This is a genomic window from Streptomyces xinghaiensis S187, from assembly GCF_000220705.2.
In the GTDB taxonomy this organism is placed as follows: Bacteria; Actinomycetota; Actinomycetes; order Streptomycetales; family Streptomycetaceae; genus Streptomyces; species Streptomyces xinghaiensis.
In genome coordinates, this window is sequence record NZ_CP023202.1 from 6,352,940 (window position 1) to 6,378,117 (window position 25,178).

23 protein-coding genes are annotated in these 25,178 nt (G+C 74.3%); 21 read left to right on the forward strand and 2 right to left on the reverse strand.

The window, feature by feature from the left end; all coding sequences use genetic code 11:
- The first annotated feature begins 58 nt into the window (after positions 1–58).
- Positions 59–1,510 (forward strand): replication-associated recombination protein A, encoded by a 1,452-nt coding sequence (locus SXIN_RS27140; protein WP_019708743.1) that lies wholly within the window; start codon positions 59–61, stop codon positions 1,508–1,510.
- 70 nt (positions 1,511–1,580) lie between these two features.
- Positions 1,581–3,032 (forward strand): serine hydrolase domain-containing protein, encoded by a 1,452-nt coding sequence (locus SXIN_RS27145; RefSeq protein ID WP_095757673.1) that lies wholly within the window; start codon positions 1,581–1,583, stop codon positions 3,030–3,032.
- 177 nt (positions 3,033–3,209) lie between these two features.
- Here SXIN_RS27145 and SXIN_RS27150 read toward each other — a convergent pair whose 3' ends face one another.
- On the reverse strand, positions 3,210–4,085 hold the full coding sequence (locus SXIN_RS27150; protein ID WP_039821186.1) for a DUF2470 domain-containing protein: 876 nt from the start codon (positions 4,083–4,085) through the stop codon (positions 3,210–3,212).
- A 55-nt stretch (positions 4,086–4,140) separates the two neighbouring features.
- Between SXIN_RS27150 and rpsD the strand changes: the two genes are divergently transcribed.
- The 17 genes from rpsD (at position 4,141) to SXIN_RS27240 (ending at position 21,994) form a co-directional block, all read left to right on the forward strand.
- Positions 4,141–4,752, forward strand: a complete 612-nt coding sequence (gene rpsD / locus SXIN_RS27155) for a 30S ribosomal protein S4 (protein ID WP_019708740.1) — start codon at positions 4,141–4,143, stop codon at positions 4,750–4,752.
- Positions 4,753–5,081: 329 nt separating this feature from the next.
- Positions 5,082–5,519 (forward strand): DUF948 domain-containing protein, encoded by a 438-nt coding sequence (locus SXIN_RS27160; RefSeq protein ID WP_078650219.1) that lies wholly within the window; start codon positions 5,082–5,084, stop codon positions 5,517–5,519.
- A gap of 3 nt (positions 5,520–5,522) precedes the next feature.
- Positions 5,523–5,834 (forward strand): DUF6167 family protein, encoded by a 312-nt coding sequence (locus tag SXIN_RS27165; protein WP_019708738.1) that lies wholly within the window; start codon positions 5,523–5,525, stop codon positions 5,832–5,834.
- Positions 5,834–8,503 carry an alanine--tRNA ligase gene (gene alaS, locus SXIN_RS27170; protein ID WP_019708737.1) on the forward strand — a complete coding sequence of 890 codons (2,670 nt, stop codon included), beginning with the start codon at positions 5,834–5,836 and terminating at the stop codon, positions 8,501–8,503. The genes SXIN_RS27165 and alaS overlap by 1 nt, the downstream gene beginning before the upstream one ends.
- 4 nt (positions 8,504–8,507) lie before the next feature.
- Positions 8,508–8,993, forward strand: a complete 486-nt coding sequence (gene ruvX, locus SXIN_RS27175; RefSeq protein WP_019708736.1) for a Holliday junction resolvase RuvX — start codon at positions 8,508–8,510, stop codon at positions 8,991–8,993.
- A gap of 129 nt (positions 8,994–9,122) precedes the next feature.
- A complete protein-coding gene (gene mltG, locus SXIN_RS27185) occupies positions 9,123–11,060 on the forward strand; it encodes an endolytic transglycosylase MltG (RefSeq protein ID WP_095757674.1) in 1,938 nt (645 codons plus the stop codon).
- A 37-nt stretch (positions 11,061–11,097) separates the two neighbouring features.
- Positions 11,098–11,970 (forward strand): shikimate dehydrogenase, encoded by an 873-nt coding sequence (locus SXIN_RS27190; RefSeq protein WP_095758218.1) that lies wholly within the window; start codon positions 11,098–11,100, stop codon positions 11,968–11,970.
- A gap of 162 nt (positions 11,971–12,132) precedes the next feature.
- Positions 12,133–13,317 carry a chorismate synthase gene (aroC, locus tag SXIN_RS27195; RefSeq protein ID WP_039821185.1) on the forward strand — a complete coding sequence of 395 codons (1,185 nt, stop codon included), beginning with the start codon at positions 12,133–12,135 and terminating at the stop codon, positions 13,315–13,317.
- A complete protein-coding gene (locus SXIN_RS27200) occupies positions 13,314–13,859 on the forward strand; it encodes a shikimate kinase (RefSeq protein ID WP_019708732.1) in 546 nt (181 codons plus the stop codon). Before aroC ends, SXIN_RS27200 begins: the two co-directional genes overlap by 4 nt.
- Positions 13,856–14,947 (forward strand): 3-dehydroquinate synthase, encoded by a 1,092-nt coding sequence (aroB, locus tag SXIN_RS27205; protein ID WP_019708731.1) that lies wholly within the window; start codon positions 13,856–13,858, stop codon positions 14,945–14,947. The genes SXIN_RS27200 and aroB overlap by 4 nt, the downstream gene beginning before the upstream one ends.
- Positions 14,944–15,393: a type II 3-dehydroquinate dehydratase gene (aroQ, locus tag SXIN_RS27210; RefSeq protein WP_019708730.1), complete on the forward strand. Its 450-nt coding sequence runs from the start codon at positions 14,944–14,946 to the stop codon at positions 15,391–15,393. Before aroB ends, aroQ begins: the two co-directional genes overlap by 4 nt.
- A 128-nt stretch (positions 15,394–15,521) precedes the next feature.
- Positions 15,522–16,484 (forward strand): AAA family ATPase, encoded by a 963-nt coding sequence (locus SXIN_RS27215; protein ID WP_095757675.1) that lies wholly within the window; start codon positions 15,522–15,524, stop codon positions 16,482–16,484.
- 98 nt (positions 16,485–16,582) lie between these two features.
- Complete coding sequence (locus SXIN_RS27220; protein WP_095757676.1) at positions 16,583–17,707, forward strand: aminopeptidase P family protein; 1,125 nt, start codon at positions 16,583–16,585, stop codon at positions 17,705–17,707.
- A gap of 106 nt (positions 17,708–17,813) precedes the next feature.
- The gene (gene efp, locus SXIN_RS27225) at positions 17,814–18,380 is read left to right on the forward strand and encodes an elongation factor P (RefSeq protein WP_019708728.1); all 567 of its coding nucleotides are present in this window, start codon (positions 17,814–17,816) and stop codon (positions 18,378–18,380) included.
- Between the two features lie 2 nt (positions 18,381–18,382).
- On the forward strand, positions 18,383–18,811 hold the full coding sequence (gene nusB, locus SXIN_RS27230) for a transcription antitermination factor NusB (RefSeq protein WP_019708727.1): 429 nt from the start codon (positions 18,383–18,385) through the stop codon (positions 18,809–18,811).
- Between the two features lie 154 nt (positions 18,812–18,965).
- A complete protein-coding gene (locus SXIN_RS27235) occupies positions 18,966–20,471 on the forward strand; it encodes an MFS transporter (protein WP_095757677.1) in 1,506 nt (501 codons plus the stop codon).
- Positions 20,468–21,994 carry a pyridoxal phosphate-dependent decarboxylase family protein gene (locus SXIN_RS27240; protein WP_019706436.1) on the forward strand — a complete coding sequence of 509 codons (1,527 nt, stop codon included), beginning with the start codon at positions 20,468–20,470 and terminating at the stop codon, positions 21,992–21,994. The genes SXIN_RS27235 and SXIN_RS27240 overlap by 4 nt, the downstream gene beginning before the upstream one ends.
- Positions 21,995–22,479: 485 nt before the next feature.
- Here the strand turns inward: SXIN_RS27240 and bldD are convergent, their stop codons facing one another.
- Entirely contained in the window at positions 22,480–22,980 is a 501-nt protein-coding gene (bldD, locus tag SXIN_RS27245; RefSeq protein ID WP_019708725.1) for a transcriptional regulator BldD, read from the reverse strand.
- A 355-nt stretch (positions 22,981–23,335) separates the two neighbouring features.
- Here bldD and pyrR point away from each other — a divergent pair, with 355 nt between their 5' ends.
- Both pyrR and SXIN_RS27255 read left to right on the forward strand, forming a co-directional pair.
- On the forward strand, positions 23,336–23,938 hold the full coding sequence (pyrR, locus tag SXIN_RS27250) for a bifunctional pyr operon transcriptional regulator/uracil phosphoribosyltransferase PyrR (protein ID WP_019708724.1): 603 nt from the start codon (positions 23,336–23,338) through the stop codon (positions 23,936–23,938).
- 209 nt (positions 23,939–24,147) lie between these two features.
- A complete protein-coding gene (locus tag SXIN_RS27255) occupies positions 24,148–25,176 on the forward strand; it encodes an aspartate carbamoyltransferase catalytic subunit (RefSeq protein ID WP_019708723.1) in 1,029 nt (342 codons plus the stop codon).
- Positions 25,177–25,178 lie beyond the last annotated feature (2 nt).

A 25,178-nucleotide genomic window follows, 5' to 3' on the forward strand; every position in this document is an offset into this window, starting at 1 on the left:
TGCCCCCGCGCACCCGGCCCGGACGGCGCTGTCGGCGCGGTGCCTTAGGGTTTCCGTCGTGGAGCCCGACCTGTTCACCGCCGCCGCCGAGGACCGTCAGAGCAAGGACCCGGCGAGCAGCCCCCTGGCCGTACGGATGCGTCCGCGCACCCTGGACGAGGTGGTGGGCCAGCAGCACCTGCTGCGGCCCGGGGCGCCGCTGCGCCGGCTCGTCGGCGAGGGGGAGGGCGGCCCGGCCGGCCCGTCCTCGGTGATCCTCTGGGGCCCGCCCGGCACCGGCAAGACCACCCTCGCGTACGTCGTCAGCCAGGCCACCAACAAGCGCTTCGTCGAGCTCTCCGCGATCACCGCCGGGGTGAAGGAGGTGCGGGCCGTCATCGACGGCGCCCGCCGCGCCTCCGGCGGCTACGGCAAGGAGACGGTGCTCTTCCTCGACGAGATCCACCGCTTCAGCAAGGCCCAGCAGGACTCCCTGCTCCCGGCCGTGGAGAACCGCTGGGTCACGCTCATCGCCGCCACCACCGAGAACCCGTACTTCTCGGTCATCTCCCCGCTGCTCTCCCGCTCGCTGCTGCTCACCCTGGAGCCGCTGACCGACGAGGGCCTGCGCGACCTGCTGCGCCGCGCCGTCGCGGACGAACGCGGGCTCGGCGGCGCGGTCTCCCTGACGGCGGACGCGGAGAACCATCTGCTGCGGATCGCCGGCGGCGACGCCCGCCGCGCGCTCACCGCCCTGGAGGCCGGTGCCGGATCGGCCATCTCGCAGGGGGAGAAGGAGATCACCCTCCGGGCGCTGGAGGAGGCCGTCGACCGGGCGGCGGTGACGTACGACCGCGACGGCGACCAGCACTACGACGTGGCCAGCGCCCTCATCAAGTCCATCCGCGGCTCGGACGTGGACGCCGCGCTGCACTACCTGGCCCGGATGATCGAGGCGGGCGAGGACCCGCGGTTCATCGCCCGGCGGCTGATGATCTCCGCCAGCGAGGACATCGGCATGGCCGACCCGACGGCCCTCCAGACCGCCGTCGCCGCGGCCCAGGCGGTGGCCCTGATCGGTTTCCCGGAGGCCCGGATCGCGCTGGGCCAGACGGTGATCGCCCTCGCCCTGGCGCCCAAGTCCAACGCCGCCTACCTCGCGATCGACGCGGCCCTGGCGGACGTACGCGCCGGGCTGGCCGGCCCCGTACCGCCGTATCTGCGCGACGGCCACTACAAGGGCGCGCAGAAGCTCGGCCACGCGCAGGGCTACGTCTATCCGCACGACGTCCCCGGTGGCATCGCCGCGCAGCAGTACGCCCCGGACGCCGTCCACGGCAAGCGCTACTACGAGCCCACGCGCTACGGGACGGAGGCCCGCTACGCGGAGGTCGCCGAGCGGGTCCGGGCCCGCCTCCGCGGTGATTCACCGCCGCGCCCGCCGGAGCGCGCACCGTCCCGGCCCCCGGCGGAGGAACGCCCGGAGAGTTCCGGGGGCGAGCCGGCGGGGGAGGAGGGGAACGCCGGATGACCGGCGGGTCCCCGGCGGCGGGCCGGGAACCGGCTCGATCGCGCTCCGCCGGCGGGGGGAGGATGCTCCCATGACCGACCCTGCCCTCAGTTCCTCCGGCCCCGCCGCCCAGGGCGTCGACGCGGCTGGCGTCCACGCCTTCCTCGACGCACTGGAGGCCGCCCCCGGGATCGAGCCCCACAGCCTGATGATCGTGCGGCACGGACAGCTCGTCGCCTCGGGCTGGTGGGCGCCGTACACCCCGGAACGCCCCCACCTGCTGTACTCGCTCAGCAAGAGCTTCACCGGGACCGCCGCCGCCCTGGCCGAGGCCGAGGGCCTGCTCGACTTCGACGCGCCGGTCGTCTCGTACTTCCCGGAGTTCGAGGCCGGCATCACCGATCCGCGCAGCCGCGCCCTGCTCGTCCGGCACGTGGCGTCCATGGCGAGTGGCCACCGGCGCGACACGGTCGAGGAGGCCTACCAACGGGACCCCGCCGAGCCCGTCCGGGGATTCCTCCTGCTGCCGCCCGACCAGGACCCGGGCACGGTCTTCGCCTACAACCAGCCCGCCACCTACACGCTCGCCGCGATCGTCCAGCGCGTATCCGGGCAGTCGCTCACCGGGTACCTGCGGCCCCGGCTGCTGGATCCGCTGGGCATCGGGGAGGTGTCCTGGCGGCGCGACCGCACCGGCCGCGAGCTCGGCTTCAGCGGACTGCACGCCACCACCGGCGCCGTCGCCCGGCTCGGGGAGCTGTATCTGCGCGACGGGGTATGGCAGGGCCGGCGGCTGCTGCCCGAGGGGTGGGCGGCCCGGGCGGCGCGCCCCCGCATACCGACCGCAGGAGCCATGGGCGACGCGGACCGGCAGGACTGGGACCGGGGCTACGGCTACCAGTTCTGGATGTCCCGGCACGGCTACCGGGGCGATGGCGCGTACGGCCAGTTCTGCCTGGTGCTGCCGGAGCAGGACGCGGTGATCGCGACGACCGCGGCGACCGAACGGATGCAGGAGTTCCTGAACCTCGTCTGGGAGCATCTGCTGCCCGCCTTCGGCCCCGGGCCGCTGCCCGGCCGGGAGGCCGCCGACGCGGAACTGCGGGACCGCCTCGACCGCCTCGCCCTGCCACCCGCCCCGGGCCGGTCCGGACCCCCGGAGCGGGCCGGGGACTGGGCAGCCACCGCGTTCACGTCCTCCGGGGAGCCCGGACCGGTCCGGGCGGCCGGGCTCGCCCGGGACGCGAAAGGCTGGACGCTCACGCTGACCGGCGAAGGGGACCGGCCGGAGCGTCCGGACCGGCTGGATCTGCGCGTCGGCGGGGAGGGCTGGACGGTCGCCGAGGAACCCGTCCCCACCGCGGTGAGCGGCGGCTGGACCGATGCCGGGACGCTGGCTGTGGAGACGGTGTTCCTGGAGACCCCGCACCGCCTGGCGCTGACCTGCTCCCTCGCGGACCGGACGGTCACCGCGCACTGGCGCACCCGGCCCCTGCACGGCAACCGGCTCACCGCGCTGGGCGCCCCGCGCGGCTCCGCCTGAGCCCGGCCGGAAGGCCGCGGGGAATGGGCGCGGCGCCTTCTTCCCCACGCGCCGGTCATCCCCGCGCGCCGGTCATCGAGGAGCGGCTTGCCGGTGACCCGGGGTCCGCCCCCGCCGACGGCCGGAGGGTCCGCGCCGGCTGCCGGACGCCGACGGGGGCGGCCGCGGTGCTGGCCCTCACCGGTCCCCGTCCGCGGCGGTGAACAGCGCCCCCAGGGCGTGCCGGACTTCTGTGACGTCCCTCACCGGTTCGGGGAAGTCGAAGCGGGCGTCGAAGACCGGTTCGGCGCCCTCCGTGAAGCGGACGCGCAGCCCGAAGCGGTCCAGCGAGAGCGGTACGCCCCGGCCGCGCGCGCCGCAGATCCGGTCGGCCCGTTCGCCGAGCAGCCCGCACAGCCCGCGCAGCGCGTCACCGTGCGCGGTGGCCAAGTGCTGGAGGATCACCGCCTCTTGACCTGCGAGGGGGTCGGCCACGGCGGCCGCGAAGGCGTCCGGTTCGACGGGTTCCGCACCCCAGAGGTCGTCCACCGCGGCCTCGCCGACCTCCAGCCGCAGCACCGCCCGGGTGCCCGGATCACCGCCGCCGGCCGGGACGGCCCCCGGGTGCGTACGGGCGAGCAGCGCCAGCCCCTCGGCCCGTTCCGGGCCCCGGAGCGGGGTCAGCCAGCCGCCGAGCCACGCCCGGCCCCGGATACGATGGGGTACGGCGACGGGCGCGACGTCCGAGATTTCGATCAGGGCGGTGAGCTCGTCGTCCTGTGCAGGGGCCGCGGCGCGAGCCGCGGGGGAGTCCCCAGGCATCAGCAGCAGCACGTCCCCGTCCGCCGTGACGGCGCGTGCCGAGGGCGCACCGGCGCCCCAACCGCCCGAGTCCGTGCCCGGAATGGTCAGCACGGCGGAGGCGTTCGACTCCGCGAGGGTACGTACGCGTTCGGCCGCCGTCGGCTGCCGGGCGTCTTCCCAGGGGCGCGGCTGACCCGTCGTCCCGGCAGGGGCCGGCACGGATTCCGTGGGACGGCCGGAGCCGGGCATGGGGCTCCCAGGTCGAAACATGCGTTCTCCTCCGATAAGGTAAGCCTCACCTAACTTACATGGAGGGTGTTTCCCCGTGAACCAGTCGCGTCCCAAGGTCAAGAAGTCACGTGCCCTGGGCATCGCCCTGACGCCGAAGGCCGTCAAGTACTTCGAGGCCCGCCCGTACCCGCCGGGCGAGCACGGCCGTGGCCGCAAGCAGAACAGTGACTACAAGGTCCGGCTGCTGGAGAAGCAGCGTCTGCGCGCCCAGTACGACATCAGCGAGCGCCAGATGGCCCGTGCCTACGACCGCGCTCGGAAGGTCGAAGGCAAGACGGGCGAAGCCCTCATCGTCGAGCTGGAGCGCCGTCTGGACGCGCTCGTCCTGCGGTCGGGCCTCGCCCGCACGATCTACCAGGCCCGCCAGATGGTGGTCCACGGCCACATCCAGGTCAACGACCGCAAGGTCGACAAGCCGTCCTTCCGGGTCCGCCCGGACGACGTGGTGCAGGTCCGCGAGCGCAGCCGCACCAAGCACCCCTTCCTGGTCGCCCGCGAGGGCGGCTACGACACCGACGGCGAGACCCCGCGCTACCTGGAGGTCAACCTCCAGGCGCTGGCCTTCCGCCTGGACCGGGACCCCAACCGCAAGGAGATCCCGGTCATCTGCGACGAGCAGCTGGTCGTCGAGTACTACGCCCGCTGACGCCCGCTCACGCCGGCCGGCGCCCGCGGAAACGTATCGCCTCTCGCGGGCGCGGCCGCCGCGCGGAATCCGCCGTCTTCCCGTCCACACCCGGGGGAGGCGGCGGTCCGCGTTCCGGCCCGGCCGGGCCGTCCGGCGCCACGGCAAATCGGGTACGGGGCCGTCGGCGCGAGACGCTAGGCTTCTGCCAGGTCCCGCGCCGCCGAACAGGCCGGACCGCCTGGCGGACCGGCCCGCCCGGCCCGCCGCCCGGCGCGCGGGCCCCGGCCGGGGCCGGTGACCTCCCGGGGCGCATCCGGGTCGCAGTCGTCTGAGGGAGCGGTGCCAAGGTGTCCGGTGGAGAAGTGGCCGGGATTCTCGTAGCCGTCTTCTGGGCGATCCTGGTGTCCTTCCTGGCCGTGGTGCTGGTGAGGCTGGCCCAGGTGCTCAGAGCGGCCACCCGCCTGGTGGCGGACGTCACCGAGCACGCCGTCCCGCTGCTGGGCGAGGCCTCCGAGACGGTCCGCTCCGCGCAGACCCAGCTCAGCAGGGTCGACGCCATCGCGTCCGACGTCCAGGAGGTCACCTCCAACGCCTCGGCGCTCTCCTCGACCGTCGCCTCGGCCTTCGGCGGCCCGCTGGTGAAGGTCGCCGCGTTCGGCTACGGCGTCCGCAGGGCAATCGGACGCAAGGGCGCGCCGCAGGGGCAGCGCCGCACCGTGATCAGGAGTCGCGCGGTGCCCCCGGCCCGCAAGGGCGGCCGGGGCGACCGGCGAGGGAGAGGCTGACCGATGTTCCGCCGTATGTTCTGGTTCACCGCAGGCGCCGCCACCGGTGTGTGGGCCACCACCAAGGTCAACCGCACGCTGAAGCGGCTCACCCCGGAGAGCCTGGTGGCGCAGGCCGCCGACAGGGCCGTCGAGGCGGGCCACCGCCTCAAGGACTTCGCCCTCGACGTCAAGGCCGGCATGGCGCAGCGCGAACTCGAACTCAACGACGCCCTGGGCATCGCCGCCCAGGACGGTCCACAGCACCTGCCCCCGCCGCGCCGTCCGGCCGCGCTGGGCCCGACCAACCCGAACAACCGGAATGAGGACCACTGATGGAGTCGGCTGAAATCCGCCGCCGCTGGCTGAGCTTCTTCGAGGAGCGGGGGCACACCGTCGTCCCGTCGGCGTCGCTGATCGCGGACGACCCGACGCTGCTGCTGGTCCCCGCGGGCATGGTGCCCTTCAAGCCGTACTTCCTCGGTGAGGTCAAGCCGCCGTACCCGCGCGCCGCCAGCGTCCAGAAGTGCGTCCGCACCCCGGACATCGAAGAGGTCGGCAAGACCACCCGGCACGGCACCTTCTTCCAGATGTGCGGCAACTTCTCCTTCGGCGACTACTTCAAGGAAGGCGCCATCGAGCTCGCCTGGGAGCTGCTCACCGGCTCCGTCGAGCACGGCGGTTACGGCCTCGACCCGGAGAAGCTCTGGATCACGGTCTACGAGGAGGACGACGAGGCCGAGCGCATCTGGCGCGAGAAGGTCGGCGTGCCCGCCGAGCGCATCCAGCGCCTGGGCAAGGAGCACAACTACTGGTCCATGGGCGTCCCCGGCCCCTGCGGTCCCTGCTCGGAGATCAACTACGACCGCGGCCCGGAGTTCGGCGAGGAGGGCGGTCCGGCCGTCAACGACGAGCGCTACGTGGAGATCTGGAACCTGGTCTTCATGCAGTACGAGCGCGGCCCGGGCTCCGGCAAGACGGACTTCCCGATCCTCGGCGAGCTGCCCAGCAAGAACATCGACACCGGCCTGGGCATGGAGCGGCTGGCGATGATCCTCCAGGGCGTCCGCAACATGTACGAGACGGACACCCTCCGCGTCGTCATGGACAAGGCCACCGAGCTCACCGGCGTCCGCTACGGCGCCGCCGAGGGCTCCGACGTCTCGCTGCGCGTGGTCGCCGACCACCTCCGGACCTCCGTGATGCTCATCGGCGACGGCGTCACCCCCGGCAACGAGGGCCGCGGCTACGTGCTGCGCCGCATCATGCGCCGCGCCATCCGCAACATGCGGCTGCTCGGCGCCACCGGGCCGGTCGTCGGCGAACTCGTGGACACCGTCATCGGGACCATGGGCGAGCAGTACCCGGAGCTGATCACCGACCGCAAGCGCATCGAGACCGTCGCGCTCGCCGAGGAGGCCGCCTTCCTCAAGACCCTCAAGGCCGGCACCAACATCCTCGACACCGCCGTCTCCGAGACCAGGAGCGCCGGGCGGACCGTCCTCCCCGGCGACAAGGCCTTCCTGCTCCACGACACCTGGGGCTTCCCGATCGACCTCACCCTGGAGATGGCCGCCGAGCAGGGCCTCTCCGTGGACGAGGAGGGCTTCCGCCGGCTGATGAAGGAGCAGCGGGAGCGCGCCAAGGCCGACGCCCGCGCCAAGAAGACCGGCCACGCCGACGTCTCCTCCTACCGCGAGGTCGCCGACCGCGCCGGGGCCACCGTCTTCACCGGCTACACCGACACCGAGGGCGAGTCGACCGTCGTCGGCCTGCTGGTGGACGGCGTGCCCGCGCCCGCCGCGCAGGAGGGCGACGAGGTCGAGGTCGTCCTCGACCGCACCCCCTTCTACGCCGAGGGCGGCGGCCAGCAGGCCGACACCGGCCGGATCCGGCTCGACACCGGGGCCGTCGTCGAGGTGCGCGACGTACAGCAGCCCGTGCCGGGCGTGAGCGTGCACAAGGGCGTCGTCCAGGTCGGTGAGGTCACGCTCGGCGCCGGCGCCCACGCCGTGATCGACGTGATCCGCCGCCGCTCCATCGCCCGCGCCCACAGCGCCACCCACCTCACCCACCAGGCGCTGCGCGACGCCCTGGGCCCGACCGCCGCCCAGGCCGGCTCGGAGAACGCCCCCGGCCGCTTCCGCTTCGACTTCGGCTCCCCGACCGCCGTCCCCGGCACGGTCCTCACCGATGTCGAGCAGAAGATCAACGAGGTGCTGGCCCGCGAACTCGACGTCACCGCCGAGGTGATGTCGATGGACGAGGCCAAGCAGCAGGGCGCCATCGCCGAGTTCGGCGAGAAGTACGGCGACCGGGTGCGCGTGGTCACCATCGGGGACTTCTCCAAGGAGCTGTGCGGCGGCACGCACGTCCACAACACCGCCCAGCTGGGCCTGGTCAAGCTGCTCGGGGAGTCCTCCATCGGTTCCGGCGTGCGCCGGGTGGAGGCTCTGGTCGGTGTGGACGCCTACCAGTTCCTCGCCCGCGAGCACACGGTCGTCTCCCAGCTCACCCAGCTGGTGAAGGGCCGCCCGGAGGAACTGCCGGAGAAGATCTCCGGGATGCTCGCCAAGCTCAAGGACGCCGAGAAGGAGATCGAGCGCTTCCGCGCCGAGAAGGTGCTGCAGGCCGCCGCCGGCCTGGCCGCCGGCGCCAAGGACGTCCGGGGTGTCGCGCTGGCCGCCGGGCGGGTCCCGGACGGCACCGGCGCCGACGACCTGCGCAAGCTCGTCCTCGACGTGCGCGGGCGGATCCAGGGCGGCCGGCCCGCCGTGGTGGCCCTGTTCACCGTCGTCAAGGACCGTCCGCTGACCGTGATCGCCACCAACGAGGCCGCCCGCGAGCGCGGCATCAAGGCCGGCGAACTGGTCCGCACCGCCGCCAAGACGCTCGGCGGCGGCGGAGGCGGCAAGGACGACGTGGCCCAGGGCGGCGGGCAGAACCCGGCCGCCGTCGACGAGGCCGTGGCCGCCGTCGAGCGGCTCGTCGCCGAGAAGGCCTGACGGGATGACGGACGAGAACCGGGCGCTCCGGCGCGGGCGGAGAATCGCCGTCGACGTCGGGGACGCCCGGATCGGGGTCGCCTCGTGCGACCCCGACGGGATCCTCGCCACCCCGGTGGAGACCGTGCCGGGACGCGATGTCCCGGCCGCCCACCGGCGGTTGGCGGCGATCGTCGCCGAGTACGAGCCGATCGAGGTCGTGGTCGGGCTGCCCCGCTCCCTCAGGGGGACGGAGGGCCCGGCCGCGGCCAAGGTCAGAGCCTTCGCCCAGGAGCTCGCCAAGATCGTTCAACCGGTCCCGGTGCGGCTGGTCGATGAGCGTATGAGTACGATCACGGCGGCACAGAGCCTGCGGGCCTCCGGTGTGAACTCCCGCAAGGGTCGCTCGGTGGTGGACCAGGCCGCGGCCGTGGTCATCCTGCAGAACGCGCTGGAGGCCGAAAGGGTGTCGGGCGCTCCTCCGGGCGAGACCGTCGAACTGGTCATCTGATCGCGATACGGTAACGTTCGCGCGAAAGTGCGACCCGAACACCGTCGCATACAAGCGGAATGAGGCGGACCGGCCCACTGCGCTCCCCACGCGCGCACCGGGAGCCGCCTCGTGTTGGCCGGGAGATCGATGACTGAGTATGGCCGGGGCCGAGGTTCCGAACCGTGGCATCCCGAGGACCCGCTCTACGGGGACCGGGGCTGGGACGGGCAGCCGACCGCGGACGGCCGGTCCCCCCACGGAGAGCAGCCGCCGCAGTATCCCGAGCAGTACCAGCAGCAGCCGCAGTGGGACGCCCAGGGCGCGCCGTACCCGGGTCAGCCGTACCCGGGCCACCCGCAGCAGGGGCACCCCCAGCAGGGCTACCCGCAGCAGGAATACCCCCAGCAGGGCGGGCAGCAGCAGGGCTACCCCCAGGGCGGACAGCAGCACGGATATCCGCGGCAGGAGGGGTACCCCCAGCCCCAGCAGGGCGGACAGCAGTACGGCTGGGACGGCGGCCCGCAGGACACCGGCCAGGGCTACGCCGCGGCTGCCGGGCACGGCGACCCGTACGGGCAGCAGCCCACCGATCCGTACGGCCGTCCGTACCCGCAGCAGGGCGGGCAGCAGCCACCGCAGGGCCCCCCGCAGCCCGGCCGGGGCCCCGGACCGTACGGCGGGGGCCACCCGCACGGGCATCCGGAGCAGGGCCGGCACCACCCCGACCCCGGCACCGGGCCGCAGCCGCGCTACCGGCCCGCCCCCGGGGAGCCGCAGCCCGGGGACTGGCAGCAGCAGGAGGACGACGGTCCCGGGCACGCCTTCTTCGCCGACGAGCCGGACAGCGCACCGGGCCGCCGCCGGGGCCGTGGTGCCGCCCGCGAGGACCGTCCCTCCCGGCGCGGTGACGGCTACGACGAACCCGGCGGCCACGACGACGGGTTCGACGAGGAGGACGACGGCGGGGACGGTGACGACGGCGACGGCCGCCGCGGCCGGCCCAAGAAGCGCCGCAGCGGCATGGCGTGCCTCTTCGTCGCCGTGGTGCTCGGCGGCGGAGTCGCGGCCGGCGGCTGGTTCGCGTACGACTTCTACCAGACCCACTTCGGCCCGGCGCCGGACTTCGCCGGCGAGGGCTCCGGCTCCGTCCAGGTCGAGATCCCGCAGGGCGCCGGCACCGGTGAGATGGGCCGCATCCTCAAGGGCGCCGGGGTGGTGAAGAGCGCCCAGGCGTTCGTCGACGCCGCGGGCGAGAACCCCAAGGGCCTCTCCATCCAGCCCGGCGTCTACGCGATGAAGAAGGAGATGTCGGGCGAGGCGGCCGTCGACTGGATGCTCTCTCCGGAGAGCCGCAACGCGCTCATCATCCCCGAGGGCATGCGCAACGCGCAGGTCTACGCGACCATCGACAAACGGCTCGAACTGAAGGCCGGAACCACCGAGAAGATCGCGGAGAAGCAGGCCGCGAAGCTCGGACTGCCCGACTGGGCCGACGACGACGCGAAGATAATGGACCCGCTGGAGGGCTTCCTCTATCCGGCGCGCTACGACATGGGCGAGGACGCCGAGCCCGAGGACGTCCTGAAGAAGATGGTCGCCCGCGCCACGGCCGAGTACGAGAAGCTGGACGTCGAGGCCAACGCCGAGAAGCTGGAGCTCGACTCGCCGCTCCAGCTCGTCACCGTCGCCAGCCTCGTCCAGGCCGAGGGCAAGACCAGTGACGACTTCAGCAAGATGGCCCGGGTCGTCTACAACCGTCTCGACCCGGACAACACCGAGACCTACGGGAAGATCGAATTCGACTCGGCCTTCAACTACCTGAAGGGCCAGAGCGAGATCAACATCGGGATCAAGGAGATCCGGAACACCGATCACCCGTACAACACCTACTTCTACCGCGGCCTGCCGCCCGGCCCCATCGGCAACCCGGGCGCCGAGGCGCTGAAGGCGGCGATCGACCCGGAGCCCGGCGACTGGTACTACTTCGTCGGCGTCGACGGGGAGAACACCAAGTTCGCGGAGACCCACGAGGAGCACGAGAAGCTCGTGGAGGAGTTCAACGCGAACCAGAAGAACAAGGGCTGAGATGAGCACAGCAGAGGTCCCGGCGACGGCCGCGGCCATGAGCGCGGGGGCGGACGGCACCGCCGGGAGCCCGCGCCGCGCCGCCGTCCTGGGCAAGCCCATCGGGCACTCGCTCTCCCCGGTGCTGCACCGCGCCGCGTACGCCGCCCTCGGGCTCGACGACTGGCGCTACGACCGCTTCGAGGCGGACGAGGCCGCCCTGCCCGCCTTCCTCGCGGGCCTGGACGCCTCCTGGGCGGGCCTGTCGCTGACCATGCCGCTCAAGCGCGCGGTCATCCCGCTGCTGGACGGGATCAGCGACACCGCCGCCTCGGTGGAGGCCGTCAACACCGTCGTGTTCACCGGCGGCCGCCGCACCGGAGAGAACACCGACATCCCCGGCATCGTCGAGGCCCTCCGCGAACGCGGGGTCGAGCGGGTCGGGAGGGCCGCGGTCCTCGGCGCCGGAGCCACCGCCTCCTCCGCCCTCGCCGCGCTCTCCCGGATCTGCTCCGGGGAGGTCACCGCCTATGTCCGCAGCGAGAGCCGGGCGGCCGAGATGCGCGGCTGGGGCGAGCGGCTGGGGGTGGCCGTGACCACCGCGGACTGGGACGCCGCCGCCGAGGCGTTCGACGCCCCGCTGGTCGTCGCCACCACACCCGCCGGTGCCACCGACCACCTCGCCGGCGCGGTCCCGGAGCGCCCCGGCACCCTCTTCGACGTGCTCTACGAGCCGTGGCCGACCCGGCTCGCCGCGGCCTGGTCCGCGCGCGGCGGGGCCGTCGTCGGCGGTCTCGACCTCCTTGTCCACCAGGCGGTGCTCCAGGTGGAGCTGATGACGGGCCGCGCCCCGGCGCCGCTGGCGGCCATGCGCGCCGCCGGAGAGGCCGCGCTCGCCGCCCGGAGCACCCGGGAGCCCGCCGCGGGCTGACCGCGTCACCCGCGCCGCGCGTACCACGAACTGATACGGCTGTCCGTTTGGCGGACCGGCACCCGGTCCCCGCCCCCCGGCATGGGAGGATCGACGGCGGCGGGCCGGGGCCGCGCACCCGGCCGTGCCGCCGCAGACAGGGCGCGAGCATGAGGAGCACCGTTGAGCAGGTTGCGCTGGCTGACCGCGGGGGAGTCGCACGGCCCCGCACTGGTCGCGACGCTGGAAGGGCTGCCCGCGGGCGTGCCCGTCACCACGGACATGGTGGCGGACGCCCTGGCCCGGCGGCGGCTCGGCTACGGCCGGGGCGCCCGGATGAAGTTCGAGCGGGACGAGGTGACCTTCCTCGGCGGCGTCCGGCACGGACTGACCCTCGGCTCCCCGGTCGCGATCATGGTGGGCAACACCGAGTGGCCGAAGTGGGAACAGGTCATGGCCGCCGACCCGGTGGACCCGGCCGTCCTCGCCGAACTGGCCCGCAATGCCCCGCTGACCCGCCCCCGCCCCGGCCACGCCGACCTCGCGGGGATGCAGAAGTACGGCTTCGACGAGGCCCGGCCGATCCTGGAGCGCGCCTCCGCCCGGGAGACCGCCGCCCGCGTGGCGCTCGGCGCCGTCGCCCGCTCCTACCTCAAGGAGACGGCCGGCATCGAGATCGTCTCCCATGTGGTCGAACTGGCCGCCGCCAAGGCCCCGTACGGAGTGCTGCCCAAGCCGTCCGACGTGGAGCGGCTGGACGCCGACCCGGTGCGCTGCCTCGACCCGGAGGCGAGCGAGGCGATGGTCGCCGAGATCGACCAGGCCCACAAGGACGGCGACACCCTCGGCGGCGTCGTCGAGGTGCTGGCCTACGGCGTCCCGGTCGGCCTCGGCTCGCACGTCCACTGGGACCGCCGGCTGGACGCCCGCCTCGCCGGAGCCCTGATGGGCATTCAGGCCATCAAGGGCGTGGAGGTCGGCGACGGCTTCGACCTCGCCCGGGTGCCCGGCTCGCAGGCCCATGACGAGATCGTCTCCACCGAGGAGGGCATCCGCCGCACCTCCGGCCGCTCCGGCGGCACCGAGGGCGGGCTCTCCACCGGCGAACTGCTGCGCGTACGGGCCGCGATGAAGCCCATCGCGACCGTGCCGCGCGCCCTGGCCACCGTCGACGTCGCCACCGGCGAGGCCACCAGGGCCCACCACCAGCGCTCCGACGTCTGCGCCGTGCCCGCGGCGGGCATCGTGGCCGAGGCCATGGTCGCGCTCGTCCTGGCGGACGCGGTGGCGGAGAAGTTCGGCGGCGACAGCGTGCCCGAGACCCGGCGCAACGTCCGCTCCTTCCTCGACGCCCTGGCCATCCGGTGACGGGGACGGGCACGCACCGGGACGGCGGCCCCGGCCCCGTCGCCGTGCTGATCGGCCCGCCCGGCTCCGGCAAGTCCACCGTCGGCGCGCTCCTCGCCGAACGGCTCGGCACCGGCTACCGGGACACCGACAGCGACATCGAGCGGATCGCGGGCAAGCCGATCCCCGAGATCTTCTTCGAGGACGGCGAACCGCGCTTCCGCGCCCTGGAACGGCAGGCCGTCCGGGACGCCGTCGCGGAGCACCCCGGCGTGCTCTCCCTCGGCGGCGGCGCGATCATGGACGAGGAGACGAGGAAGCTGCTGACCGGGCTGCCGGTCGTCTTCCTCGACGTCGGCCTCGCGGACGCCGTGAAGCGCGTCGGCCTCGACGCCCCGCGCCCGCTGCTGGCCGTCAACCCCCGCCAGCAGTGGCGCGCCCTGATGGAGCAGCGCCGCCCGCTGTACACGGAGGCCGCCCGCGCCGTCGTGACCACCGACGGACGCAGCCCGGAGGACGTCGCCGAGGCGGTCCTCGACGCACTCGAACTGAGGCAGGCATGACGGATACCCCCATCGCCATCGAGGTCGGCGGCACCGCCGGCACCGACCCGTACACCGTGCTCGTCGGCCGGCGGCTGCTCGGCGAGCTGCCCTCGCTGATCGGACCGCGGGCCAAGCGGGTGGCCGTCATCCACCCCGAGGCCCTGGAGACCACCGGCGAGGCGCTCCGCGCGGACCTCGCGGACCAGGGCTACGAGGCCATCGCGATCCAGGTGCCCAACGCCGAGGAGGCCAAGACCGCCGAGGTCGCCGCCTACTGCTGGAAGGCGCTCGGCCAGACCGGCTTCACCCGCTCCGACGTGATCGTCGGCGTCGGCGGCGGCGCCACCACCGACCTCGCGGGCTTCGTCGCCGCCAGCTGGCTGCGCGGCGTCCGCTGGGTCGCGGTGCCCACGACCGTCCTCGGCATGGTCGACGCGGCCGTCGGCGGCAAGACCGGCATCAACACCGCCGAGGGCAAGAACCTCGTCGGCGCCTTCCACCCGCCCGCCGGTGTCCTCTGCGACCTCGCCAGCCTCGGCTCGCTCTCCGTCAACGACTACGTCAGCGGACTCGCCGAGGTCGTCAAGGCCGGCTTCATCGCCGACCCGGTCATCCTCGACCTGATCGAGAGCGACCCGGAGGAGGCCCGCAGGCCGGAGGGGCGGCACACCGCCGAGTTGATCGAGCGGTCCATCCGGGTCAAGGCCGAGGTGGTCTCCTCCGACCTCAAGGAGTCGGGCCTGCGGGAGATCCTCAACTACGGCCACACTCTCGGCCACGCCATCGAGAAGAACGAGCGCTACAACTGGCGGCACGGCGCGGCCGTCTCCATCGGCATGGTCTTCGCCGCCGAACTCGGCCGCCTCGCCGGGCGGCTGGACGACGCCACCGCCGACCGGCACCGCGCCGTGCTGGAATCCCTCGGCCTGCCCGTCTCCTACCGCGGCGACCAGTGGCCCCGGCTGCTGGAGACCATGAAGGTCGACAAGAAGTCCCGCGGCGACCTGCTGCGCTTCATCGTCCTCGACGGCCTCGCCAAGCCCACCGTCCTGGAGGGCCCGGACCCGTCCCTGCTGCTGGCCGCCTACGGGGAGGTCTCCGCATGACCGCCGGACCGCGCCACGTCCTGGTGCTCAACGGCCCCAACCTCGGCCGGCTGGGCTCGCGCGAGCCGGACGTCTACGGCTCCACGAGCTACTCCGGACTGGTCGAGGAGTGCACCCGCCTCGGCGCCGAACTCGGCTTCACGGTCGACGTGCGGGAGACCAACGACGAGGGCGAGATGATCCGCTGGCTGCACGAGGCGGCCGACGGGCGCGTCCCCGTCGTGATCAACCCGGGCGCCTTCACGCACTACTCGTACGGCATGCGGGACGCCGCCGCGCAGCGCACCGCGCCCCTGATCGAGGTGCACATCTCCAACCCGTACGCACGGGAGGAGTTCCGGCACACCTCGGTCATCGCGGCGGTCGCCTCCGGGACCGTGGCGGGCTTCGGCCTCGGCTCCTACCGGCTGGCGCTGCGCGCCCTGGCCGACGCCGCGACCGGCTGACCGGGCACGTTCCGCCGTCCCCGGCCGTTCTGCGGATACGGCCGGGGACGGTACCGTTCGGTGGCGTTCGGTCGCACAACGGGATCGAACACCGGCCAGTCCGCCCGCACGAGACGGAGACTCAGCGGATGCAGCACGCGACGGGGGCTCCGCTGCCACCGCCCCACGGCCCCGCCCACCCATCCTGGGCCCAGGGCGGCCCTCCGGGGCATCCGGGACACCAGCGCGGTCCGGTGCCGCCCGGCCGGGCCCCGGGCCCGCCGGGACAGGCGCCGCCGGGGCAGCCGCAGCCCCCGCACCAGCAGCCGCCCTCCGGCCCACCCCACCACCAGCCGCCGCCCGCCCCGCCGTACCCGCGGCCCGCCGGCCCGCCGCCGCACCAGGCCCCGCCCGCCGGGCCGCACGGCGCCCCGGGGCAGCAGGGGCACCACGCCCCGCCCGCCGGGGACGCCACCGGTCATCTGCGGCTGCCCGCCGGGGCCCCCGTCCCCGCGCCCGGTACCGGACCGGGCACGGCGGCGCCCGACGCGGCGCACGCCGCCGTGGCGGTGCTGCTGATAGGTCCGGCCGGCGCGGGCAAGACGACGGTCGCCCGGCACTGGGCGGACAGCCGGCGGGTGCCGACCGCGCACATCAGCCTGGACGACGTCCGCGAGTGGGTCCGCTCCGGCTTCGCCGACCCGCGCTCGGGCTGGAACGACCACTCCGAGGCGCAGTACCGGCTGGCCCGCCGCACCTGCGGCTTCGCGGCCCGCAACTTCCTGGCCAACGGCATCTCCTGCATCCTCGACGACGCCGTCTTCCCGGACCGCCCGGCCATCGGCCTCGGCGGCTGGAAGCGCCATGTCGGGCCCGGTCTGGTGCCGGTGGTGCTGCTGCCCGGACTGGAGATCGTCCTGGAGCGGAACGCCGCCCGCAGCGGAACCCGCCGGCTGACCGACGAGGAGGTCGCCCGCATCCACGGCCGGATGGCCGGCTGGTACGGCTCCGGGCTGCCGATCATCGACAACTCGCAGTACGACGTGGCCACCACGGCCCGCGCCCTGGACGACGCCATCAGCCGCAGCCTGGCCAGCCCTCCGCAGTTCTGACGCCGCGCGCCGGGGGCCACCCCGTGCGCCGCCCCCGGCGCCCCCCGTCCGGACGCGTTCGGGGGGCCGGGCGCGGGACGCGCTCATAAGGTCGGAACATGTCAGAGGTGCACGCGGCCCGCCGCTCACAGCTGCGCGACCGGTGCGCGGCAGCCGGTGAGGCTGCCGTCCTCGTCTCGCGCCCCGCCAACATCCGCTATCTCGCCGGCGCCTCACCGGCCGGCGCGGTCCTGCTGCTGGGGCCGGGCGGCCCGGGCGGCCGGGCTGGTGACGTCCTTTTCTGCCCGCGCCCGCCGAGCGGGGACCTCGCCGAGGGGCAGGTGGCCGGCGATCTGCGGGTGCGGGTGCTGCCCGCGGGCACCGCCGACGCCGCGGCGGCCGCCGCCGGCCTCGCCGCCTCGGCGGGCGCGGAGCTGCTGGCCGTCGAGGAGCACGACCTCTCCGTCACCCGGCACCGGGCCCTCGGCGCGGCCGCCCCGCACGTCCGCCTCACCGACCTCTCCCGCGCCGTCGAGCAGCAGCGGCTGGTGAAGGACGAGGAGGAGATCGCCTGCCTGCGGATCGCGGCGGAGATCGCCGACCAGGCCCTGGGCGAACTGCTGGAGTCGATCCTCGTCGGCCGCACCGAGCGCCATCTGGCGCTGGAGTTGGAGCGCCGCCTCGTCGACCACGGCGCGGACGGCCCGGCGTTCCCCACCTCGGTGGGAACCGGCCCCAACTCCGGTGTCCCGGGCCACCCTCCGTCGGACCGGCGGGTGGAGGAGGGCGACTTCCTCAGCGTGTGCCTGGGCGCCGACTACCGCGGCTACCACTGCGAGCTGGGGCGCACCTTCGTCATCGGCACCTCGCCGGCCCGCTGGCAGATCGAGCTGTACGAGGTGGTCTTCGCGGCGCAGCGGGCGGGCCGTGAGGCCCTGGCGCCCACCGTGGAGTACCGCGCGGTGGACCGGGCCGCCCGGCAGGTCCTGGAGGCGGCGGGGCACGGGGGCGGGCTGCCGCGGAGGACGGGGCACGGGGTGGGGCTGGAAATCCACGAGGACCCCGAACTCTCCCCGACCGCCATGGGTAAACTGGACGCTTGTGTGCCGGTCACCGTCGGACCGGGGGTCCACCTCCCGGGCCGGGGCGGTGTCCGGATCGACGACACGCTCGTCGTTCGTCCCGAGGCGGACGGCGGACCCGAGCTACTCACCATCACGACCAAGGAACTGCTCGCCCTGTAGCCGTGCCCGGCGGCCGCGCGTTCGTATTCGCCGTCGGTGCCGTGGCCGCTGTAGCCTGCGCAACGCCCTTGGTTCCATCAGCTTCAGTCCAGGAGACACCGCAACCGTGGCATCCACGAACGACCTCAAGAACGGCATGGTGCTCAAGCTCGAAGGCGGCCAGCTCTGGTCCGTCGTCGAGTTCCAGCACGTCAAGCCCGGCAAGGGCCCCGCCTTCGTCCGCACCAAGCTGAAGAACGTGCTTTCCGGCAAGACGGTCGACAAGACCTTCAACGCCGGGGTGAAGGTCGAGACGGCCAGCGTCGACAAGCGCGGGATGCAGTTCTCGTACAAGGACGGCGACGACTTCGTCTTCATGGACTCGGAGACCTTCGACCAGATCTACGTCTCCCCGGAGACGGTCGGCGACGCCGCCAACTACCTCCTGGAGGGCTTCGACGCCGTCGTGGCGATGTACGAGGGCAGCCCGCTCTACATCGAGCTGCCCGCCGCCGTCGAGCTGACGATCGAGTACACCGAGCCGGGTGTGCAGGGCGACCGCTCCACCGGCGGCTCCAAGCCCGCCAAGCTGGAGACCGGTTACGAGATCGGCGTTCCGCTCTTCATCACCAGCGGCGAGAAGATCAAGGTCGACACCCGCTCCGGCGAGTACCTCGGCCGGGTGACTGGCTAACCGTGGCTGCCCGCACCAAGGCCCGCAAGCGTGCCTTCCAGATCCTCTTCGAGTCCGACCAGCGCGGGGTGCCCGTGCGCACGGTGCTCGCGGACTGGCTGCGGCACGCCCGGACCGACGACCGGCAGCCGCCGGTCAACGAGTACACCATGCAGCTGGTCGAGGGGTACGCCGAGCACGAGCGCCACATCGACGAGCTGATCGGCACCTACTCCGTCGGCTGGACCCTCGACCGGATGCCCGTCGTCGACCGCTGCCTGCTGCGGCTGGGCGCGTACGAGCTGATCTGGGAGGACGAGACGCCGGACGCGGTGGTCATCGACGAGGTGGTGCAGCTCGCCAAGGAGTTCTCCACCGACGACTCGCCCTCCTTCGTCAACGGACTGCTGGGCCGCTTCAAGGAGCTGAAGCCGGGGCTCCGCCGGGCCTGACCGGCCCCGGCACCGGACACCGCGGCGGGCCGGCCGGCGCACGCCGGCGCGCAGCCGCACACGGCACGGGACCGCACCGGGCCCGCGGCGCGAAGTCGAACGGACTTCCGCCGCGGGCCTGGTGCGTTTCTGTGACGTGTTCTAGGTTCACCGCATGCCCGAGCATGATCACGACAAGCCCGCGCCGCCGGGCGCCGGCCACGCCACCGCCGCGCGGGGGAGCGGCCCGGCCGCCGGTGAGGTCCCGCTGGCCGCCCGGGTCAGGATCGGCTACGGCCTCGGGTCCTTCGCCACCGGAACCTTCGGCACCGTTCCGGGCCTGCTGCTGCTCTACTACCTCACCGACATCCTCGGCGTCACCGCCGGCCTCGCCGGGCTGCTCGTCTTCCTGCCCAAGGCGTGGGACGTCCTGCTCAACCCGTGGATCGGCAGCCTGTCCGACCGCACCGTGCACCGCTGGGGCCCGCGGCGCCCCTGGATGCTGCTGGGCGCGCTCACCATGCCGCTCTGCTTCGCCGCCATGTTCGCCGCCCCGGACCTGGAGCGCGGCTGGGCCGCCGCCTACGTCGCCGTACTCTTCCTGCTGACCGCCACCGGCTACGCCTGCTTCCAGGTCCCGTACGTGGCCCTCCCGGCGGAGCTCACCACCGACCCGGACGAGCGCGCCCGCGTGATGAGCTGGCGGGTCGCCTTCCTCGGCGCCGCCATCCTGCTCTCCGGCGCGGTGGCCCCGCTGCTGGCCGGAGCCTCCGGCGACGACCACGGCTCGCCCGGCGGCTACCGGCTCATGGGGGTCGTCATCGGCGCCCTGCTCTGCGCCGGGATGCTGGCCGCCTTCGCCGCGACGGCACGCGCGCCCGCCGTGCTGCGGGTGACGAGTGAGCCCGGCCTCCTGGCGCAGCTCCGGGCGGCCCGCGGCAACCGGCCCTTCGCCCGGCTGCTCGCCGCCTTCGTCACCCAGGCCGCCGCCACGGGGCTGATGCTGGCCGGCACCCAGTACTTCGCCACGTACATCCTCCACCGGCCCTCCGCCACCAGCGTCCTCTTCGCCTGCCTGATCGTGCCCTCGCTGCTCGCGATGCCGCTCTGGCTGACCGTGGGGCGCCGCACCGGCAAACGCTCCGCGGCCCTCGCCGCCTCCGGCTGCTTCCTGGCCGGGGCCGCGACGGCCGCCTTCGCCCGCGAACTGCCCGCCGGCGCGGTCTACGCGGCCGTCGCCCTGGCCGGCGCCGGCTACGCGGGCATGCAGATGCTGCCGCTGGCCATGCTGGGCGACGCCATCGCCGCCGACGCCTTCACCAGCGGCCGCCGCCGCGCCGGCCTGTTCACCGGCCTCTGGACGGCGGGGGAGACCCTGGGCCTCGCCCTCGGCCCCGGGCTCTACGGGCTCGTCCTGGCGGCGGGCGGCTTCGTCTCCTCCGACGCCGGCCACCGCGTGGAGCAGCCCGCATCGGCGCTCACCGCGATCGTCACCGGCTTCGGCGCCCTCCCCGCCCTGCTCCTGCTGCTCAGCCTCCCGATGCTGGCCCGCTACGACCTGACGGAGCGGAAGCTCAACGCCCTCCGCGACGCGGCGGCGCGGCGTGCGCCCGCGCCCGCCGCCGGCACCGCTCCGGACCCCCGCCCCGCAGACCCCCGACGCGACGGAGACATCCCATGACCGCCCCCACCCCTTCCGCCGGTCCCGTGGCCGGAGGCGCGCCCCGGCGCGACATCCTCGACCGGCTCGACTCCCTGCGCGCAACCGACCTGCCCGTCCGCGGCGGCCGCACCATGGCGTACGTCTACGACTCCGGCCTCGACGGCGTCGAGGAGCTTGCGGCGGCCGCGCAGGCGCGGTTCGCGGGGGTCAACGGGCTCGACATGACGGCCTTCCCGAGCGTCGTCGCCCTGGAGAACGCCGTCGTGGGCCGCGCCGCCCGGCTGCTCGGCGGCGGCCCGGACACGGCGGGCACCTTCACCAGCGGCGGCACCGAGAGCTGTCTGCTCGCCGTGCTCACCGCCCGCGAGCACGCCCGGCGCACCCGCGGTGTCACGGCTCCCGAGCTCGTCCTGCCCACCACCGTCCACGCGGCCTTCCACAAGGCCGCGGCACTCTTCGGGCTGCGGACCGTCTCCGTACCGGCCGACCCCGTGACGTACCGGGTCCGTCCGGAGGACATCGCCGCGGCGATCACCCCCGACACCGCCCTGGTCGTCGTCTCGGCGCCGTCCTACGCCCACGGCGTCATCGACCCGGTGGCCGCCGTGGCGGCCGAGGCGGGGCGCCGCGGGGTGCTCTGCCATGTCGACGCCTGCATCGGCGGCTGGTACCTGGGCCACCTGCGGTACGCGGACGGCCTGCCGCAGCCGCCCGCCTTCGACCTCTCCGTCCCCGGGGTCACCTCGCTCTCGGTGGACCTGCACAAGTACGGCTACACGGCCAAGGGCGCCTCCGTGCTGCTCTTCCGCGACGCGGAGCTGCGCCGGCACGGCTGGTTCGCCCACGCCTCCTGGCCCGGCTATCCCGTGGTCAACGCCACCCTCCAGGGCACCAAGTCCGCCGGTCCGCTCGCGGCCGCCTGGGCCGTGCTCGAACACATCGGCACCGACGGCTACACCGGGCTTTCCCGGCGCGTACACGGGGCGACGGCATCCCTCGCCGCCGGGATCGGCGCCATCGACGGTCTCCGCGTCCTGGGCCGTCCCGAGGCGTCCCTGCTCGCGGTCGCCTCCGAGGACCCCGCCCTGGACGTCTTCGTGGTGGCCGACGAGATCCGGGCGGACGGCTGGTACCTCCAGCCGCAGCCCGCCTTCGACGGCTCACCGGCCAATCTCCACCTGACCGTCACGGCGGCGGTGGCGGGGGAGGAGACGGTACGGCTGCTGCTCGCCGATCTCGCGAAGGCCGTGGAACGGGCCCGCGCCCTGGGCCCCGCCACGGTCGACCCGGCCCTGGCGGAGGCGGCGGCCGGGCTCGACCCGGACACCCTCGGCCCCGAGGAGGTGGGACTGGCCCTCTCGCTGGCCGGTATCGGCGCGGACGGCGCGCTCCCGGAACGGATGGCCCCGGTCCTGGCCGTCCTCCAGGCGCTGCCGCCGCGCCTCACCGAACGGCTGCTCCCCGAGGTCGTCGGGCGCCTCTACCGGCCGGAACCCGGCGGGCCCGCACGGGCGGCGGAGAGCGGGCCGGAGGAGGGCTGACCGGCGGGGAACCGGCAGGGCGCTCCCGGACGGGGCGGGGGCCCGTCCAGGAGCCGGCATGCGCGGACCGGTGGCCCGTCCGGGGCCCCGGCGGAGCGCTCCGGGGCGCGGGTCACGGTTGTCACCGTGCGTGAGGGATGGCTCGCCCAGTGCGAAGGGGGTGCACGCGGCGGCTACGGACGGCAGGGCGCGGCTTCGCGCCCGGCGGCCCCAGCCCGAGCCCGGCCGGCGGCTCGGCGGCGGCCTGACGGTGGCCCGGCAGCGGCTGCGCGGGGGCCCGGTGCGCGTACGGCGGCGGCCCGCGGGCCCGGCGCACGGCCGCACGCCGGCTGGGACGGCGGCGGGAACGACGGCCGGGAACACCGCGGGGCGGTGGGGAGCGTACGGGCTCCCCGCCACCCCGCGGGAACGGTCTCGGCGGCGGGCCGCGGTCCCGCCGGCCGCGGCGGTCCGCGGCGGGCGGGCGCCGTGGAGGGGCGGAGGGGTCAGGCGTCCTCGTGCTGCACGGCCCGGCGGGCGTCCGCGTCCAGCACACCCCAGCTGATCAGCTGCTCGGTGAGCACCGAGGGGGACTGGTCGTAGATCACCGCGAGGGTGCGCAGGTCGTCCTGGCGGATGGAGAGGACCTTGCCGTTGTAGTCGCCGCGCTGGCTCTGGATCGTCGCGGCGTACCGCTGGAGCGGTCCGGCCTTCTCCTGCGGCACATGGGCGAGCCGCTCCAGGTCGAGGACCAGCTTCGGCGGCGGTTCGGCGGCGCCCCCGGGCGTGGTGCCCGGCAGGAGCTCCTGCACGGGGACGCCGTAGAAGTCCGCCAGCTCGGCAAGACGCTGCACGGTCACCGCACGGTCGCCCCGCTCGTAGGAGCCGACGACGACGGCCTTCCAGCGGCCCTGGGACTTCTCCTCGACTCCGTGGAGGGAAAGGCCCTGCTGGGTGCGGATGGCGCGAAGCTTGGCTCCGAGCTGTTTGGCGTATTCGCTGGACATATAGCTCCCCGGACGAATTGGTAACTCACTGTGATGTTACGCAGCGTAATTCTGCTTCGTCAAGCGGAGGGGGTCCCACCGAGATCCGGCCCGTACGCGGGGCGCCTCCGCCGGGGCCCCGGTACCCCCTCCCGTACAGCTTTCCGTACGGCCCGGCGGGCTTCCGCGCTCACCCCCGGGGGCGGGACGGCCCCCGCTCCACCGGGCCGGAGCCGGGCCCCGTCCCGTCCGCCCCGTCCCGTCCGCCCCGGGCCGCCGCCCGCCGTGCGTGCCCGCCCTGGTATCGTTCACCGGGCACGATCCCCGACGTCCTTTAACATCCGTCCCGTGAGGCGGAGAAGGAGGTCCGTTTCCCATGGACGCATCCTCAGCCGTATCCGGTGAATCCGGCCCCCCGGTCCCGCCGGCCCGCCCCGTGCTGGAGGCCCCGGACATCGCCCGGGTCCTGACCCGCATCGCGCACGAGATCGTCGAACGCGCCAAGGGCGCCGACGACGTCATACTGCTCGGCATCCCCACCCGCGGTGTCTTCCTCGCCCGCCGCCTCGCGGCCAAGCTGGAGGGGATCACCGGCCGCCCGCAGCCCTCCGGTTCGCTGGACATCACCATGTACCGCGACGACCTGCGGCTCCGCCCGGCCCGCGCGCTCGCCCGCACCGACATCCCCGCCGACGGGGTCGACGGCAAGCTGGTCGTCCTCGTCGACGACGTGCTCTTCTCCGGCCGGACGATCCGCGCCGCCCTCGACGCCCTCGGCGACATCGGCCGCCCGCGCGCCGTGCAGCTCGCGGTCCTCGTGGACCGGGGCCACCGCGAACTGCCGATCCGCGCCGACTACGTCGGCAAGAACCTCCCGACCTCGCTGCGGGAGACGGTCAAGGTCCAGCTCACCGAGGAGGACGGCCGCGACAGCGTGCTCCTCGGCCGGCGCGGCGCCGTCCCGCCCGGCGAGCGGTAGCGCCCCGCGCCCGGCCGGGCCCGCGCGCCCGGTGCCCGCGCACGGCGCCCGCCGCGCCGGCCCGCGCCGCCGCACCGGAACCTCCGCTTCCGGCCCGTGCCCGGGCCGGCCGGCGAGGCCCCGGACGGCCCCCGACCGCCCTCCCGGCCCGTGCCGGGACCGAAGCCCAGCGAACCCCGCACACCGTTCCCGAATCCCCGGAGCACCGGATGCAGCGCCACCTCACCTCGGCCGCGGACCTCACCCGTGACGACGCCCTCCTCGTCCTCGACACCGCCGAGGAGATGGCCCGGGTCGCCGACCGGCCGATCAAGAAGCTCCCGACCCTGCGCGGCCGTACGGTCGTCAACCTCTTCTTCGAGGACTCGACCCGGACCCGGATCTCCTTCGAGGCCGCCGCCAAGCGGCTCTCCGCCGACGTCATCAACTTCTCCGCCAAGGGCTCCTCGGTCTCCAAGGGCGAGTCGCTCAAGGACACCGCGCTCACCCTGGAGGCGATGGGCGCCGACGCCGTCGTCATCCGCCACCACGACTCCGGCGCCCCGCACCGCCTCGCCACCTCCGGCTGGATCGGCGGCTCGGTCGTCAACGCCGGCGACGGCACCCATGAACACCCCACCCAGGCCCTGCTGGACGCCTTCACCATGCGCCGCCACCTCGCGGGCGCCCCGGACGGCGGCCCGGTGCCCCACGGCACGCCGGGCGACGGCACGGGCCGCGACCTGGCCGGCCGCCGCATCACCATCGTCGGGGACGTGCTGCACAGCCGCGTCGCCCGCTCCAACGTCCATCTGCTCACCACCCTGGGCGCCGAGGTCACCCTCGTCGCCCCGCCGACCCTGGTGCCCATCGGCGTCGGGAACTGGCCCTGCGAGATCTCCTACGACCTCGACGCCGTCCTCGCCAAGTCCGACGCCGTGATGATGCTCCGCGTCCAGCGGGAGCGGATGAACGCCGCCTTCTTCCCCACCGAGCGCGAGTACGCCCGCCGCTACGGTCTGAACAGCGACCGGATGGCCCGGATGCCCGGCCACGCCATCGTGATGCACCCCGGCCCGATGAACCGCGGCATGGAGATCACCGCCGAGGTCGCCGACTCCGAGCGCTGCACCGCCGTCGAACAGGTGGCCAACGGCGTCAGCATCCGGATGGCCGTGCTCTACCTGCTGCTCGGCGGTGCCGGACCGGCCGTCACCGGCACCCCCGACACCACCACCCGCACCGAGGAGAACGCCTGACC